Annotated in this window: 14 protein-coding genes; 5 read left to right on the top strand and 9 right to left on the bottom strand. The window is 41.6% G+C overall.

The annotated features are described in order from the left end of the window. Positions 1–120: 120 nt before the first annotated feature. Genes ttdB through larA form a run of 7 tightly spaced genes read right to left on the bottom strand, consistent with a single transcriptional unit; the run spans position 121 to position 6,925 of the window. The gene (gene ttdB / locus CVT14_RS09090) at positions 121–732 is read right to left on the bottom strand and encodes a L(+)-tartrate dehydratase subunit beta (RefSeq protein ID WP_107850170.1); all 612 of its coding nucleotides are present in this window, start codon (positions 730–732) and stop codon (positions 121–123) included. Next, on the bottom strand, positions 729–1,628 hold the full coding sequence (gene ttdA, locus CVT14_RS09085) for a L(+)-tartrate dehydratase subunit alpha (protein ID WP_107850169.1): 900 nt from the start codon (positions 1,626–1,628) through the stop codon (positions 729–731). Before ttdA ends, ttdB begins: the two co-directional genes overlap by 4 nt. Positions 1,629–1,639: 11 nt before the next feature. Continuing rightward, positions 1,640–2,965 carry a DUF2809 domain-containing protein gene (locus CVT14_RS09080; protein ID WP_234403123.1) on the bottom strand — a complete coding sequence of 442 codons (1,326 nt, stop codon included), beginning with the start codon at positions 2,963–2,965 and terminating at the stop codon, positions 1,640–1,642. Positions 2,966–2,993: 28 nt separating this feature from the next. Beyond that, the gene (larB, locus tag CVT14_RS09075) at positions 2,994–3,740 is read right to left on the bottom strand and encodes a nickel pincer cofactor biosynthesis protein LarB (RefSeq protein WP_107850168.1); all 747 of its coding nucleotides are present in this window, start codon (positions 3,738–3,740) and stop codon (positions 2,994–2,996) included. Continuing rightward, on the bottom strand, positions 3,737–4,510 hold the full coding sequence (gene larE / locus CVT14_RS09070; protein ID WP_002942609.1) for an ATP-dependent sacrificial sulfur transferase LarE: 774 nt from the start codon (positions 4,508–4,510) through the stop codon (positions 3,737–3,739). The genes larB and larE overlap by 4 nt, the downstream gene beginning before the upstream one ends. Then, positions 4,482–5,672, bottom strand: coding sequence for a nickel pincer cofactor biosynthesis protein LarC (gene larC / locus CVT14_RS09065; protein WP_107850167.1), 1,191 nt, complete (start codon positions 5,670–5,672; stop codon positions 4,482–4,484). The genes larE and larC overlap by 29 nt, the downstream gene beginning before the upstream one ends. A gap of 2 nt (positions 5,673–5,674) precedes the next feature. Further along, positions 5,675–6,925: a nickel-dependent lactate racemase gene (gene larA, locus CVT14_RS09060; protein ID WP_107850166.1), complete on the bottom strand. Its 1,251-nt coding sequence runs from the start codon at positions 6,923–6,925 to the stop codon at positions 5,675–5,677. Positions 6,926–7,131: 206 nt separating this feature from the next. Between larA and CVT14_RS09055 the strand changes: the two genes are divergently transcribed. Further along, positions 7,132–8,811 (top strand): anaerobic C4-dicarboxylate transporter, encoded by a 1,680-nt coding sequence (locus CVT14_RS09055; RefSeq protein WP_021084942.1) that lies wholly within the window; start codon positions 7,132–7,134, stop codon positions 8,809–8,811. 91 nt (positions 8,812–8,902) lie between these two features. On the opposite strand, the gene flhB is transcribed toward CVT14_RS09055, so the two are convergent. After that, positions 8,903–9,976 carry a flagellar biosynthesis protein FlhB gene (gene flhB, locus CVT14_RS09050; protein WP_035169883.1) on the bottom strand — a complete coding sequence of 358 codons (1,074 nt, stop codon included), beginning with the start codon at positions 9,974–9,976 and terminating at the stop codon, positions 8,903–8,905. A 143-nt stretch (positions 9,977–10,119) separates the two neighbouring features. Here flhB and CVT14_RS09045 point away from each other — a divergent pair, with 143 nt between their 5' ends. The 3 genes from CVT14_RS09045 to rpmA all read left to right on the top strand — a co-directional run bounded on the left by CVT14_RS09045 (position 10,120) and on the right by rpmA (position 11,773). After that, positions 10,120–11,082 carry a hypothetical protein gene (locus CVT14_RS09045; RefSeq protein ID WP_107850165.1) on the top strand — a complete coding sequence of 321 codons (963 nt, stop codon included), beginning with the start codon at positions 10,120–10,122 and terminating at the stop codon, positions 11,080–11,082. A gap of 107 nt (positions 11,083–11,189) precedes the next feature. Next, a complete protein-coding gene (rplU, locus tag CVT14_RS09040) occupies positions 11,190–11,504 on the top strand; it encodes a 50S ribosomal protein L21 (protein ID WP_002942523.1) in 315 nt (104 codons plus the stop codon). A gap of 11 nt (positions 11,505–11,515) precedes the next feature. Beyond that, the gene (rpmA, locus tag CVT14_RS09035; protein WP_002942569.1) at positions 11,516–11,773 is read left to right on the top strand and encodes a 50S ribosomal protein L27; all 258 of its coding nucleotides are present in this window, start codon (positions 11,516–11,518) and stop codon (positions 11,771–11,773) included. Positions 11,774–11,886: 113 nt separating this feature from the next. Here the strand turns inward: rpmA and uvrA are convergent, their stop codons facing one another. Further along, the gene (gene uvrA, locus CVT14_RS09030; protein ID WP_107850164.1) at positions 11,887–14,715 is read right to left on the bottom strand and encodes an excinuclease ABC subunit UvrA; all 2,829 of its coding nucleotides are present in this window, start codon (positions 14,713–14,715) and stop codon (positions 11,887–11,889) included. Positions 14,716–14,889: 174 nt separating this feature from the next. Here uvrA and CVT14_RS09025 point away from each other — a divergent pair, with 174 nt between their 5' ends. After that, positions 14,890–15,174 (top strand): NADH-quinone oxidoreductase subunit I, encoded by a 285-nt coding sequence (locus CVT14_RS09025; protein ID WP_107850163.1) that lies wholly within the window; start codon positions 14,890–14,892, stop codon positions 15,172–15,174. Positions 15,175–15,199 lie beyond the last annotated feature (25 nt).

The following is a 15,199-nucleotide window of genomic DNA, read 5'->3' as shown; positions in this document are numbered from 1 at the left end:
AGGTTTTAATACCAAGCACACAGCAAAAACTAGATAAATTTTAGAAGCAGCGATAAATAATGCGCTTTAAATTAACATAAATTTTAAAGCGCATTTATAAGCAACCAAGCCAAAATTTACCTACTTTATAAACCCGACCTGCGGTAAAATTTCAGCTAATGCCTCGTCCTTTTTCTCGTTAAATTTGACCTTATTTTGCTCAAAAAGATTATTTCCATGCGCATCTATCGAGACTATTAACGGGCCAAACTCCTTGACGCGGCACTTCCAAAGAGTCTCAGGCATACCAAGCTCCGTCCAGTCCGCACTCTCGATCTCTTCAACCTGCGTTGCGGCCACCACCGCACAGCCTGCCGGAAACACGCAGTGAATCGCGCCAAACTCTCTGCAACCACTCATCGTACCTTCTCCCATGCCGCCTTTGCCGACAATAAGGCGCACGCCGGTTTTTGCGATAAATTCGCGCTCAAATTTCTCCATTCTCATGCTGGTTGTAGGTCCTACTGAGACCATTTTAAAGCTTTTTTCGCCTATTTTTCTGATGATCGGTCCTGCGTGCAAGATCGCACCACCTTTGATATCTAGCGGTAGCTCTCTACCCTCCTCCACCACGCGTCTATGCGGTACGTCGCGGCAAGTGACGATGTGTCCAGTCAGATAGATCACGTCGCCGATTTTGATATTTGAAAGATCCTCGGCGCTTATTGGCGTAGTTAAAATTTTCTTACTCATAGCGCGAACTCCTTGTGCGATTTTACGTCGAAATTTAGATCCGCATCCCAGACTATGTGGCCTTTGCGGTGCGACCAACAGCCCACATTTACGGCGACGGCGATGACGCTTGGATGGCGAGCGCAGTTTTCTATATGCACGCCCATTACAGAGCTTGCACCGCTCATACCTTGTGGTCCAAGGCCGATTTTATTGATGCCATCTTCAAGCAGTTTTTCGGTTAGTGCGGCTCGTTCGTTTGGATTTTTAGAGTCTAAAGGCCTCATGAGCGCCTTTTTAGAAAGCAAGGACGCTACGTCGATCGAAGTGCCAACGCCAACACCCACTAGTAGCGGCGGACAGGCGTTTATGCCGTAGATTGTCATTATATCCATGACGAATTTAACAACGCCCTCATAGCCCATGCCAGGCATCAAAACGGTCGCTTTGCCAGGCAGGCTACAGCCGCCACCTGCCATATAGGTGTGTATCTCGCACTCGCTACTACCTGGCACGATATCCCAAAACACACTCGGCGTGCCCTTGCCGACATTTTTGCCTGTGTTATACTCGTCAAATGTCTCGACGCTGTTATGGCGAAGCGGAGCTTCACGAGTAGCCTGCAGTACCGCCTCTCGCAGTAGCTCTTCAAGCTCGCCGATGAGTGGGAAATTTGCACCACATTTTACGAAAAACTGGATCACTCCAGTATCCTGACAGGACGGGCGGTTTAGCTCCTTTGCAAGGCGCTGGTTTTCAAACATTGTTTTATAGATCTCCTTTGCCAGTGGCTGCGTCTCGCGCTCGCTAAGCTCAAGTAGCTTCGCCGTCACGTCATCAGGTAGCACCTTGCCCGTGTAGCCGACAAATTTCGCCATGACTTCAGTCATTTTTTGCACAGCTTTTTCTTTATCCATCGCTTCTCCTTTTAAATTTCGTCCTCAAAAAACGGCTCGGGATTTTTAAGCAACCAAAGCACGAACAGATATCTAAGCTTACCTACATCTTCAGCATGCCAGCTTTTCCTTAAATTATAAAACATCTTATCAAGCGCGTCGTCATTTAGCTCTTCGAGCCTATTGCCTAGCTTAAAATATTTTTTAATTTCGACAGCAGCTTTATCTGTATATTCATCATCCCATGAACGTCCATATTCTCCGTTGTAGTCCCAGTACCGGTATAAATTAGTAGCCGCATGTATCATTTTATACTGCACGCTATCTTTTTGTCTTAAGAATTTCATCCAAAAATCATAGGTAAATTCGTTGTATTCTTGCGGATCGTATTTTTCCATATCCGTTGGATACTCGGGTACATATAGGTATTCCAACATTTTGCCAAAGCGACGCCAAATATAAATTTGCGATTTTTCAGGTAGAAGATTGTATATATAATTATACATTATTCCAAAATCGACATTAACGACTTCACCAGCCTGTTTTATATATTCCCGAGAGGCATAGTCCTGCTTGCCTATGATTACTAACTTTTGATGCGGTTTTAAATTTTTATATACATACCGCATAAAATTTCTAAGTGGCGTCTCGCCCTTTTTATTTTTAGCGTTTATTTTGCCGCCTTGCATAATAATCCATTCGATTAAATTTGCGTCCGCATACGCATAGGGCGAGTTTGGATCTTTTTTCTTGATATCTTTGTTTGCATGTAGCATATGCAGTATCGTGTTGCCGTCTTTGTCGGTCGCATTTATATCGTAAACTTCAAATACCGCCTTAATCTTCTCATCGTCGCCGCTTTGCAAAATTTCATTAAAATTTTTGGGTAATCTTTTACGTCTAAAAATTCGTATCTCGTTATAGATCGCATGCTTACTACCGATGAAATTTTCAGATACGTAAGCTAAAACGCAGCCTATCGCGTAGCATATAATGTCCGTCCAATCAAATGTTCCACCAAAAATTATCCATAGTGCGTAATTTTGAACGCCTAAAATTTCAAGTACCTTAAAATATTGTGCGACTTCGATAACTAGCGAGAGAGTAAAGACCGCGAGCGCTAAAATTTTAGGCGGTAGCCTGAACGCGGCTCGCCCAAATGCGTAAAGCATCGCTGCGGCTAGCACATCGCCTAGATAGTAGCGTATGAAGCCGTCTTTGGCGTAAATTGCGATAAAAATTTCAAATGCTAAAATAGCAATACCCATCATCGCCCAGTTCATTCTAACATCCCAACAATACTCACTTCTAGATGCGTCCGTAGGCGAAAGTATTGCTTTTTTCGTATCCTCTCTCAATTTTACCCTTACAAATTCTATTTAAAATTTAGAGATGATTTATCAGGCTTGCGTTATATGCAGCACCGTATCCGTTGTCGATATTTACGACACTTATGCCATTTGCACAGCTATTTAGCATGGCTAGCAGTGCTGATAATCCGCCAAAATTTGCCCCATATCCCACGCTAGTAGGCACTGCGATCACTGGAGAGCTTACAAGTCCAGCTAGCACACTAGCAAGTGCACCCTCCATGCCAGCAACGGCGATCACGACCTTTGCGCCGCGTATCTCGTCAAGCTTTGCGACCAGCCTATGTAGCCCTGCCACGCCGACATCGGTAAATTTTCTCACGTCATTGCCTAAGAATTTTGCCGTCTCATAAGCCTCCTCCACGACTGCGCCATCAGCAGTGCCGGCAGATACTATCGCGATGTAGCTTTTTGTGGGTAGTTGCTCTTGAAATTTGATGCTGATCACCCTACCACGAGCGTTAAAATTTGCCTGCGGAAAGATCTCACGCATGCGCTTAAAAACACTCTCATTTGTTCTTGTGATTAAGATATTTTCATTTTTTTCGCCGATCGCACTAGCAATTTGCAAAATTTCATCATCTGTTTTATTTGCCCCATATATCACCTCGCCAGTGCCATTTCGCAAAGCACGCTGAGTGTCGATCTTAGCGCATCCGATGTCGTTAAATGGGTAGTTTTTTAGATACTTTAGCGCATCTTGCTCGTTCATCTTGCCGTTTTTTATACCAGCGATAAATTCTAAAATTTCGGCCTCGCTCATACCAAAACATCCTCTCTAAGCCCCTTTAAATCAAGCGTCACCTCTGCCGCGCCAAGTGCGACTAGCTCCTTAACGATGGACTTAAATTTCACGTCATTTAAAAAGTTTTGCATGCTAGAAAATGGCATTTGCAGCTTCATTTTTCTATCATCAAGCCTTGCTCGCACATTTGCATAGCCGCTTTTTATCAGTAAATTTTCAGCCGCTTCTGCTAAATTTAGATCGCTAATGCTTATCTCTTTTTCATGCGGCAAACGAGTTAGCAAGCATGCATAGCTTGGCTTTTCTGCCGTTGCTAAATTTAGCTCGCGCGAGAGCTCGCGGATCTCAAATTTACGTAAATTTACAAGTGGCGAAAGCACGCCAAGCTCCTCTTTTGCCTTGAGCCCTGGGCGATATTCGCCAAGGTCGTCCTTGTTTGTGCCATCAGCCAAATTTGTAAAACCAAGCTCTTTTGCACGAGCAAGAAGCCTTGAAAAAACTGCTTTTTTACAAAGATAGCAGCGGTTTTGCGGATTGAACTTTATCTCATCAGCGATACCCACCTCAAATATCTCGTGCCTGATGCCATAAAATTTAGCAAATTCTATCGCCTCGTCTATCTCGCGCAAAGACATATAGAACGATTTTACCGTGAGGGCTAGTGCATTTTCGCCAAGCACGTCCGCAGCGACCTTTAGCAGTAGCGAGCTATCTACGCCGCCGCTAAATGCAACGGCTAAATTTCCTAGCTTTTTTATATCATTTTTTAGAATTTCTAATTTCGTCATACTTTTTAAAAATTTCTTTTTTTACCTGAAATATCGATGTTTTATGTGCAAGTGCAGCGTTTTTACACTCATCAAATTCAGGCTTTACCTTTTCATCCTCGCCTGAAATTTTTAGCCTTATATCGCCAAATTTCGTCTCAACACTTACAATTTTTCGTTTTAGCTCGGTTTTTACGACATCTATCTCACGAACGCCAATGGCTGTCGTGTGCGTAAATATAAGCTCTTTTAGTTTTTTTGCATCTTCGCTTTTACACAAGATGTTTAACTCAAAGCCGATGCGTCCTTTTTTCATATAGATAGAGTGACTAAAGACGTCTAGAGCGCCATTTTCGCGTAAAATTTCACATGCAAAGGCAAAGCTTTCTGCGTCCATATCGTCTATGTTTGTAGATATCATTTTTTGCACCAAATTTTGGCTCTCATCCACATCGCAGATCATCGCGCGAAGGGCATTTGCAAAATTTGGCGCATTTTTTTCGCCAGCTCCGTAAGCTACTTTTTCTATTTTGAAATTTATCTCACTTACAAACTCATCTGCGCATGCTTTTAGTATCGCAGCACCTGTTGGCGTAGTCATCTCAAAATTTGCTCGCCCAAGACTAACTGGCACATCTTTTAAAATTTCACAAACCGCTGGCGCTGGGACATTAAGATAGCCGTGGTCGCACTTTACTACGCCGCCGCCAAGCTCGATCTTTGAGCTGACGACTCTAGTAATGCCAAAATTTTTAGATAGATATTCAAAGCATATCGCCGCTCCAACGACATCTACTATGCTATCAACCGCTCCAACCTCGTGAAAATGCACCTCATCGATGCTAACTGCATGCACTTTTGCTTCAGCCTGCGCGATCACGTGAAATATCACAATGGCCTTTTTCTTGCAAAATTCGCTCAAATTTGAATTAGCCAAAATTTGCTTGATATCAGCGTAACTTCTAGCGTGAGGCTGTGATTTTAGCAGAACGACGTCTATTTTGGTCGCAGCAATGCCGTTTTTTACTACGTTTTTTTGCTCTAAGCGAAATTCTCCGCTCAAATTTAGCTTCTCTAGCTCAGAGCAAAGATAGCTAAAATCCACTCCAAGCCCGACAAGAGCGGCTAAATTCATATCGCCACTAATGCCAGAGCTTGCGTCATAGTATAAAATTTTAGCCAAACTCACACCTTAGGCACGGTCATAGAGCCAAACGGCAATATGATTATTTTTGCGTCAGTTCCTTTTTGAGCGAGCGCCTCATCTACAGCCTTTTGTAGGTCGTGATACGGCTTTAGATGCACAGCTTTCATCTCATCATCGCTTAGATCAGTCACTGCCCAAGTCTGCGCCCAAAGCGAAATTTCAGCCATTTTTGCAGCCTTGTGATAGCCAAGTTTAAAGCCAGAATTTATCTTTTCTAGCACTTTTTTTGGCGTATCGGCCGATGCCATAAGGTCAAAGAAAGGTTTTGGACCGATGCCCGTGCGGCATTTTGCGACCATTATTAAAATTCCATCCCGTGCAAGCGCTAGTTTGCCGTTATCTAAGGCTTTTTGTGCCTGATAAAGATCCACATCCATAGGATAGGGCGCAACAGAGATCACGATGTCAGCCTTTTGTGGGATATTTACGCAAAAGACCTCATCGGCCTTTTTCACGCAGTCATAAAAACTATCGTTTAGATCGCCAGCACTCGCGTAATAGACGCCATGCTCGCTATCAAGCACTGTCTGTATAGAAAAGACATCGATATTTGAAAGAACTTTCATCGCATCGATCATATCTTCATGCACAGGGTTGCCCTCTAGGCGCAGTGCCTGAGCGTCAGCGCTAAGTGCTAGTTTGTGGTTTTGCGTGATGCTTTCGTATGAGGCAGTGCCTGGCAAAAAGGCCTTTCTACCACCGGTGTAGCCTGCAAAATAGTGAGGCTCTACCGAACCTATGACGATCACTTTTTTAGCTTCAGCTACGATCTTGTTTAGATACATCTGAGTGCCGTTTTTGCTCTCGCCCAAAAAAACCATCTCATCATGCTTTGAGTCGTGGTCGTGAACCTCGTTTTTAGCTCTGATCTCTGGGTAAATTTCTTTAGAAAATATCATATTGTATTCATCTAGCGTGCCCTCTCTGTGACAGCCAGTGGCGATGATAAAAATTTTATTTTTATCGCGAAGCTTTGGGTAAATTTGCTTTAAAATTTTAGCAGTTGGCGTAGGTCTTGTACCGTCATTTACGATGATAACGATCTTTTCATCGCCAGCGATAAACTCATCAAAGCTCTTTTGATTTATCGGATTTGCTAAAGCCTTTGCGATAAGCGCTGCTTCGTCAAATTTAGCGACTTTGTTTGGGTCAAAAACACCAAGCAGATTTTTTTCGTCTATTTTTAAATTTATATGGTCATCTTTGCCATAAGCGATAGGGATTTGCATGCTTCTCTCCTTAAATTTAACTATTAATTATTTGCTTTTAGGATTTTATCTCAATCTTTCTTTTAAATATATTTAATTTTTCTATAAAAATTATAGATAAGATAACAAGAATTAAATGTAATATTAAATTCTACATATCTTTTTTAATTAGTATTTAATTTTAATATTTATATACTATTTACGTAATTTTCGAAAAGGGAGAAATCATGGAATTTCTTACAAGTTTGTCTGAGAGTACGCAGTTTTTCTTACAATTGATTGTCGTGCTCGGCTGTTTGTTCTACGGAGCAAAAAAAGGTGGTATGGCACTTGGTGTCCTTGGGGGCATCGGTCTTGTTATTTTGGTATTTGCATTTGATTTAAAACCAGGTAAGCCTGCTATTGATGTTATATTAACTATTCTAGCAGTTGTTGTAGCAAGTGCTACACTTCAAGCAGCTGGTGGTCTTGATGTTATGCTTCAGATTGCTGAAAGAGCGCTTAGAAAACATCCGAAAACAGTTTGTTATCTTGCACCGATTTGTGGCTGGACGCTAACAGTGCTTTGTGGTACAGGTCACACAGTTTATACCCTTTTACCGATCATCTATGACGTATCAATGAAAAGTGGTATCCGTCCAGAACGTCCGATGGCAGCTACTACAATCTCATCACAACTTGCTATTATCGCAAGCCCAGTTTCAGTTGCTGGTGTGTCTATGGTTGCTGTTCTTCTTGGTACTGGCACAGTCCATATTGAGGGCTTTACAAGCTATGTTGATTTATTAAAAGTTACCATTCCTTCTACATTTTTGGGTGTGCTTTGTATAGGAACTTACTCAGTATTTAGAGGTAAAGATCTTGATAAAGATCCAGAATTCCAAGCAAAAATAGCTGATCCAGAGCAAAGAAAATATATATATGGTTCTGATGAGGCACATTCATTAATCGGTGTGCATTTACCAAAAAAACAATGGAATGTTATGTGGATATTCCTAGCTACAATCGCTGTTGTTGCGGTTTTAGGTTATTACAAACAACTTCGCCCAAGCTGGACAAGTAACGTTCCTGGTAAATCAATAGAAATAATCGTAGATAAAAAAACAGTTAAAAACATCACTGTTAAAGACGGACAAGTTGTTTCTATGGTTGGCGATAGCAAGATCGTCTCAAACGTAAAAGACAATAAAGTAAAAGATGCTACTAAATTTACAAGCGTTCAAGTGTTAGATAAAGACAACAAGGTAACACAAAGCATTGTTTCAAACGGCGCTGATGTTGTTATCACTGCAGGAGATAAAAGCGAAACTATCGCAAACGCTAACATAGTAGTAAAAGATACTATGAAAAAGACTGCGCCACTTGGCATGGTTGATACGATCCAAATTTTCATGCTTTTAGCAGCATCTATCATGATGATCTACTCAGGCATCAAAGCAGCTAAGATCGGTCAAAATGAAATTTTCCACAGCGGTATGGTTGCACTTGTTGCGATTTACGGCATTAGCTGGATGGCTGAGACAATGTTCCACTCTCACATTGATATGCTTAAAGGCTCACTTGGCGAGGTTATGAAAGCATATCCTTGGATGTATATCATAGTTGGTATGCTTATATCAAAATTCCTAAACTCTCAAGCTGCTGCAGCTGCGACTTTCGTGCCACTCGCTGTTCAAATAGGCGTTCACCCAGGCGTTATTGTCGCGTTTGCTACTGCTTGCTATGGATACTTCATCCTTCCAACATATCCAAGCGACCTTGCAGCCGTGCAGTTTGACCGCTCAGGCACAACACATATTGGTAAATATGTAATCAACCACAGCTTTATCATCCCTGGTTTCATAGGTGTATTTAGCTCTTGTGCTGTTGGCTGGGTGCTAGCAAATATCTACGGATATCTTAACTAAAATTTTATTTCTGACAAGCTGTTTTAAAGACAGCTTGTCTTTTTTCTACAAAATTTACTACCATTTTTATAAAAAATTTGACCTACTGCTTTCAAAGTTTATCTTGAAATTTCTGCTTATTACTCATATAAACAAAGCTTAGTACTTCAGCCACAGCCCTAAAAAGATGCGCTGGTATCGTATCATCGACCTCACAAACTCTATAAAGCTCCCTTGCAAGAGGTGGATTTTCATAAATTTGCACTCCATTTTCAACCGCTACCTTTTTTATCTGAAGCGCTAAGAAATCAACCCCTTTAGCAAGTATTATCGGCGCCTCGTCACGGCTTTTGTCGTATCTGATCGCCACGGCGTAGTGAGTTGGGTTTGTGATGACGACGTCAGCTTGCGGGATGTTTTGCATCATTCGGCGTTTGGCTGCACGCATTTGCGCTTGGCGGATCCTGCCTTTAACCTGCGGGTCACCCTCCATCTGCTTGTACTCGTCCTTGATCTCTTGCTTGCTCATGCGAAGGTCTTTAAAATACTGAAAACGCACGATGAGCAGGTCAGCAAGACCGATCACAAAAAGTATAAAAAGCATGACGCTAACTAGGATGATGAGCTTCTCTTTTAGCCACGCAAGCTGGTCAAACATAGAAAAAAATAGCGTGTAAGGCAGCTCTTTTATAAACTGCAAGAAAAAGTAAAATCCAACTCCAAAGACGATGCTTACCTTAACGACGATCTTGACGCTCTCGATCGCCTTTTTCATAGAAAATAAATTTTTTAGCCCTTTTAGCGGATTTATCTTGCCAAAATTTGGCGTTATTGGCTTTGTGGTAAATATAAAGCCAAACTGCATTACATTTGCGATTATGCCAGCAACCGCGACGCAGATACAAACTGGCAATATCATCAAAAGAGCCCTACCAAAGGTATTTACAACGATCATTTTTACCGTTGGCAAGGTCAGTGGCTGACCGATAAATTTAGAGTAGTAGATGTAAAGCGAGATGACCTGATCTTTCATAAAATTTAGCATCGCAAGTAGCACGCCAATAGCGATAACTAGGGTCACAAAGCCTGATAGATCCTGACTTTTGGGGACGTTGCCGTCCTTTTTGGCGTCTTCTATCTTTTTGGGGGTCGCTTCTTCGGTTTTTTCCTGATCTTCGCCTGCCATCTTTGTCCTAAGCTCGCTTAAATTTGGGCGATTATAGCCAAAATGCGGTTAAACTATCCGCTAAATTTAAATTTTGCAATTCAAAAAAACTAAGCCATTTTAGGCGTTTTTGGCTAAAATTAGCAAAAATAAGGAGACGCAAAATGTCATTTTTAGAAGGCTTATTTAACATTTTTAAAGCCAAAAAACCACCAAAAAGCGACGAAGAGCTACTTTTAGACGAGTATGCAATGATTTACGCTGAAATAAAAGAGAAAAATTTAAACGAATACGACTTTTTATGTGAGCTTATACGATTACTCTCTTTTTCAAGAGCTAGACGCTACGACTTTTGCCTTGAAAAGTGCCTAGCTGATGGCGACGCCGAGGCACTAAATGATCTCATCTTTCAATACGCTAAGCTAAATTTACTCCCAGGATGTAGCGGCGGATATGATCAGTGCGAGAAGCTCATACCGGCATTTTTTGCTATCGCTTGTGGCGACACAGATAGTATGGCAAGGATATTTCCAAAAGGCCTGCCACCAAGCAAAAACGGCTATAAATTTCTATGTGTCATGCATGATCTGCTCACGGCGATGCTTTGGCAAGATGAAAATTTACTCGCCCCTGCCCTAGAAAAGGCTCGTGCTTTTGCAGAGTCTAAAAAGCCAGCAAATGAAAGAGAGGCGGTTAAATTTGTGCTTGCCTTGCATGAAAAAGATACGGCCGCTATGAGCGAGCATTTGCAGAAATTTTGCTCCACTTTTGGCAGGACAGATGCACCCAAATTTGAAAAACGCCTCTATATCTTTGCGCATGGACTTCATGCTTTGGCGCGCTACTTTTTACCGCTTGAACTCTTTAAAGAGATAAAGCTACCAAAAAATGAAAATTTCAGTAAATTTTACGCAAAGAGGCTCTTTCAAAATGAAATTCCTAAGCCAAAACTTTATTTTGTTTTGCCGCCTGAGCTTGAACTGATAAATGTGATCTTAAGCGCACCAGTAGCCAAAACGCTGATATATCAGCCACATTTGCCAAATGACAAAACCTTCTTTCTAGATCATACATCTATGATAAGAAATTTAGCCGATGAGATCATAAGATCAGGGGCATTAAAGTAGAATTTATAAACTTTTGGCTAATATTCACACCTTACAACCAACAAAGCTCCATAAATCTTTTGCAAAAAAGTGCTTTTTGGTCTTACCAAATTTTAGAAAGGTAGAGTATGTCAAAATACGCTATATTTAAGCATGGCGGTAAGCAATATCGTGTTAGCGAGGGCGAGTTCCTTAAGCTAGATCACTTTAGTGCTGAAGCTAAATCAACCGTTGAGATTACAGAAGTTTTAGCTGTAAATGACGGCGAAGTAAAGGTAGGTGCGCCATTTGTTAAGGGTGCAAAAGTTGTTCTTGAGGTCGTTAATGAAGGCAAAGACAAAAAAGTAGTTATCTACAAAAAACGCAGACGTAAAGACTCAAAACTAAAACGCGGCTTTAGAAGACAATTTACACGTGTAAAAGTCGTAAGTATCGCAGCTTAAGGAGATAAGATATGGCACACAAAAAAGGTCAAGGTTCAACCCAAAATAACCGTGATAGTATCGGACGCCGATTAGGTGTTAAGAAATTTGGTGGCGAGTTCGTTCGTGCTGGAAATATAATCATCCGCCAAAGAGGAACAGCAACTCACGCTGGAAACAACGTAGGTCTTGGCAAAGATCACACTATTTTTGCATTAGTCGATGGCTTTGTAAAATTTGAAAGACTTGATAAAAACAGAAAAAAAGTATCTGTTTATCCAGCTGCATAACCCCAGGGGCGTTCGCCCCTTTTCTTTTTAAATCCACTTAGAATTTATTTATCTTACATATTATTATATATAGCTTGGCATTTTAGAAAAACACCAAACCATATAAATTTATTTTATTTTGCTTTTAACAAAGCAAGTTCTTGTGCTAGAAATTCCCCTGTGTAGCTACCTGTTTTTTTATAGTTTTTTGCCACCTCTTTTACACTACCGCATGCTATTACTTTGCCGCCTTTTGCGCCGCCTTCTGGCCCCATATCTACGATATAGTCGCAGTTTTTGATAACATCCATATTATGCTCGATCACAAAGACAGAATTTCCAAGATCAACTAGGTGATTTAGCACCTTTACTAGCCTATCAACATCGGCAAAATGAAGTCCTGTCGTTGGTTCATCAAGGATGTAAAGCGTATTTCCAGTGTCGCTTCTACTAAGCTCTTTTGCTAGCTTTACGCGCTGCGCCTCGCCACCACTAAGTGTGACTGCGTTTTGTCCAAGCGTGATGTAGCCAAGCCCCACGTCTTGCAGCGTGGTGAGCTTTGAAGCAATCTTTGGCACAGCCTTAAAGAACTCAACCGCCTCATCTATGCTCATATTTAGCACTTCGGCGATATTTTTGCCTTTGTATAAAATTTCCAAGGTCTGAGCGTTATATCTAGCACCATTACAAACGTCACAAACCACGTTGATATCAGGCAAAAAGTGCATCTCGATCGTGATCTCGCCCTCGCCTTGGCACTTCTCGCAACGCCCGCCCTTGACGTTGAAGCTAAAGCGCCCTATTTTATAGCCTCTAAGCTTGGCCTCTTTAGTCTGCGCGAACAAATTTCTTATCTCATCCATCACGCCAGTATAAGTCGCTGGATTTGAGCGTGGGGTGCGGCCTATCGGGCTTTGATCGAGGTATATGACCTTGTCTAAATTCTCAAGTCCGCTTAAATTTACCCCAGCTATTTTTTTTACTTTTTTAGCTCTATTTAGCTGCTCCTGCGCCTCTGGGAGCAAGGTCTGAAGCACTAGCGAGCTCTTGCCAGATCCTGAGACACCAGTGATGCCAACTAAATTTCTAAGTGGAAATTTAGCGGTTAAATTTGAGATATTGTTGATATTTACATTTGAAATTTCAAGCCACTTCTCAGCTTTTCTATTTTTTTGATAGTCGATCTTTTTCTTGCCATTTATGTATTGTGCAGTCTGAGTGTCTGAGCTTAAAAGCTCTTTTGCCGTGCCTGCAAAGACCACGCTACCGCCAAATTTACCAGCACCAGGGCCGATATCTACGATATAGTCAGCCTCCTCTATCGTCTTTTTATCATGCTCGACGACGATCACGGAGTTGCCTTTAGCTTGCAAATTTCTAAGCGTCTTTATGAGTTTTAACGTATCTCGCTCGTGAAGGCCGATACTTGGCTCATCAAGCACATACATGACGCCACTTAGCCCACTTCCTATCTGGCTCGCGATCCTGATGCGCTGTGCCTCGCCACCGCTGATCGTCCTAGCATCACGTCCAAGCGACAAATAGCCAAGCCCCACGTCATACAAAAAGAAAAGCCTCTCATTGATCTCTTTTAAGATAGGCTTTGCGATCGCCTTGTCGTAGTCGCTAAGATAAGCAAAATTTTTCTCATTTGAGAAAAAAGCGGTGCAGTTTTCTATGCTCATATCCAAAATTTCACCAAGCCCAAGGCCAGCGACCTTGACCGCTAAGCTTTGAGGTTTTAGTCTATGTCCGTTACAAGCGTCGCAAATTTTCTCGCTCATATACTCGTCAAAGTCCTTATAATCCTTCAAAAGCCCGTGTGAAATTTTAACCACACCGTCAAATTTTCTAAGTAGCTTGTTTCGCTTCCAAAAGAACTCAACATCCTTGACGTTGCCATATAAAACGAGCCTCTTTTCATCTTCGCTAAGCTCGTAATAGGGCTTTTTGATATCGATACCATTTTGCTCGCAAAAAGCAAGTAAAAATTTATAGTAATAGCTCATGTTGTAGCCATAAAGTAGCTTGATAGCGCCGTTTTCTATCGACTTTTCCTCGTCGATGATCTTGCTCATATCTAAGCTATACCTTATACCAAGTCCGTCGCAGTGCTCGCAAGCGCCCTTTGGCGAGTTGAAGCTAAAGCTTAGTGGCTCAAGCGGAGTAAATGAAATTTTACAGTCAAAACAAGCCATGTGCTCGCTGTAATGTATAAAACTCTCTTTTAAGCCCAGCTCGCCAGCGTTTGCGATCTCTATCTCAACCTCACCAAAGCTCTCATTTAGCGCCTTTTCCACGTCGCTTGCAAGGCGTTCGTGATTTTGCTCGTCGATGGCGATCCTATCAACAATGACCTTTATCGTATGCTTTTTTGTTTTTGCAAGCTCGATCTCCTCATCAAGCCTCACCACCACGCCATCTATCTGTGCTCTAACAAAGCCTTTTTGACGTAAATTTTCGATCAGATCCGCCCATGTTCCCTTTTTCTCACGAACTAGCGGCGCATAGATGATCACTTTTGCGCCAAGTGGGAGCTTTGAAATTTCATTTATGATGTCGCTCGCACTCATTTTTGAGATAGGTTTGCCGCATTTATGGCAGTGCTGCACGCCAACCCTTGCGTATAAAAGCCTTAGATAATCATAAATTTCAGTGATCGTGCCAACCGTTGAGCGAGGATTTTTTGAAGTTGTCTTTTGATCGATCGCGATTGCAGGCGTTAAACCCTCTATCTTATCAACATCAGGCTTGCCCACACGGTCTAAAAACTGCCTAGCGTAGCTACTAAGGCTCTCCATATACCTGCGCTGCCCCTCAGCATAGAGCGTGTCAAAGGCTAGCGTGCTCTTACCACTGCCGCTAAGACCGGTAAAAACTACTAATTTATTTTTAGGAATTTCAAGGTTTAAATTTTTAAGATTGTGCTCTCTTGCACCAGTTATTTTTATAGTATCATTCATTAAATTTATACGACCTTTTTAAAATTTTAATCTGTAAATTTAGTCTAAAAGTGATAAAAACTTTATAAATGTAGTTTAGAGAAATTAAGCGTGCTATGAAAATTTAAGAGTATATTTATATCATTTTCAGTTTTTTTTGATATTCTACGCCAAAATTTTATTTAAGGAGAAAAAATGTCTGTAAAAATAACCGATATATGCATAAGCTGTGGTTCATGCATCGATGAGTGTCCAGTTTCAGCTATTGTTGATGATAGCGACAACCCAACTGGAGCAGATACATACTATGTTTATTCAAACAAATGCGTTGAGTGCGTAGGTTACAACGACGAACCAGCCTGTGCATCTGCCTGTCCAACTGATGGTTGCATCGTTTGGGATGCCGTAGTAGCAGGACAACCTTCACGTGATCAAATCGGTGCTGACGCTCGCATTGGCAGCACTCCAGTTATCCAATAAATTTACAAAATTTAGGCTCAAATTT

Source organism: Campylobacter concisus (genome assembly GCF_003048445.1).
Classification (GTDB): domain Bacteria; phylum Campylobacterota; class Campylobacteria; order Campylobacterales; family Campylobacteraceae; genus Campylobacter_A; species Campylobacter_A concisus_BF.
The sequence above is the reverse complement of the archived record's forward strand: the minus strand, read 5'-3'. Positions and strand labels throughout refer to the sequence as shown.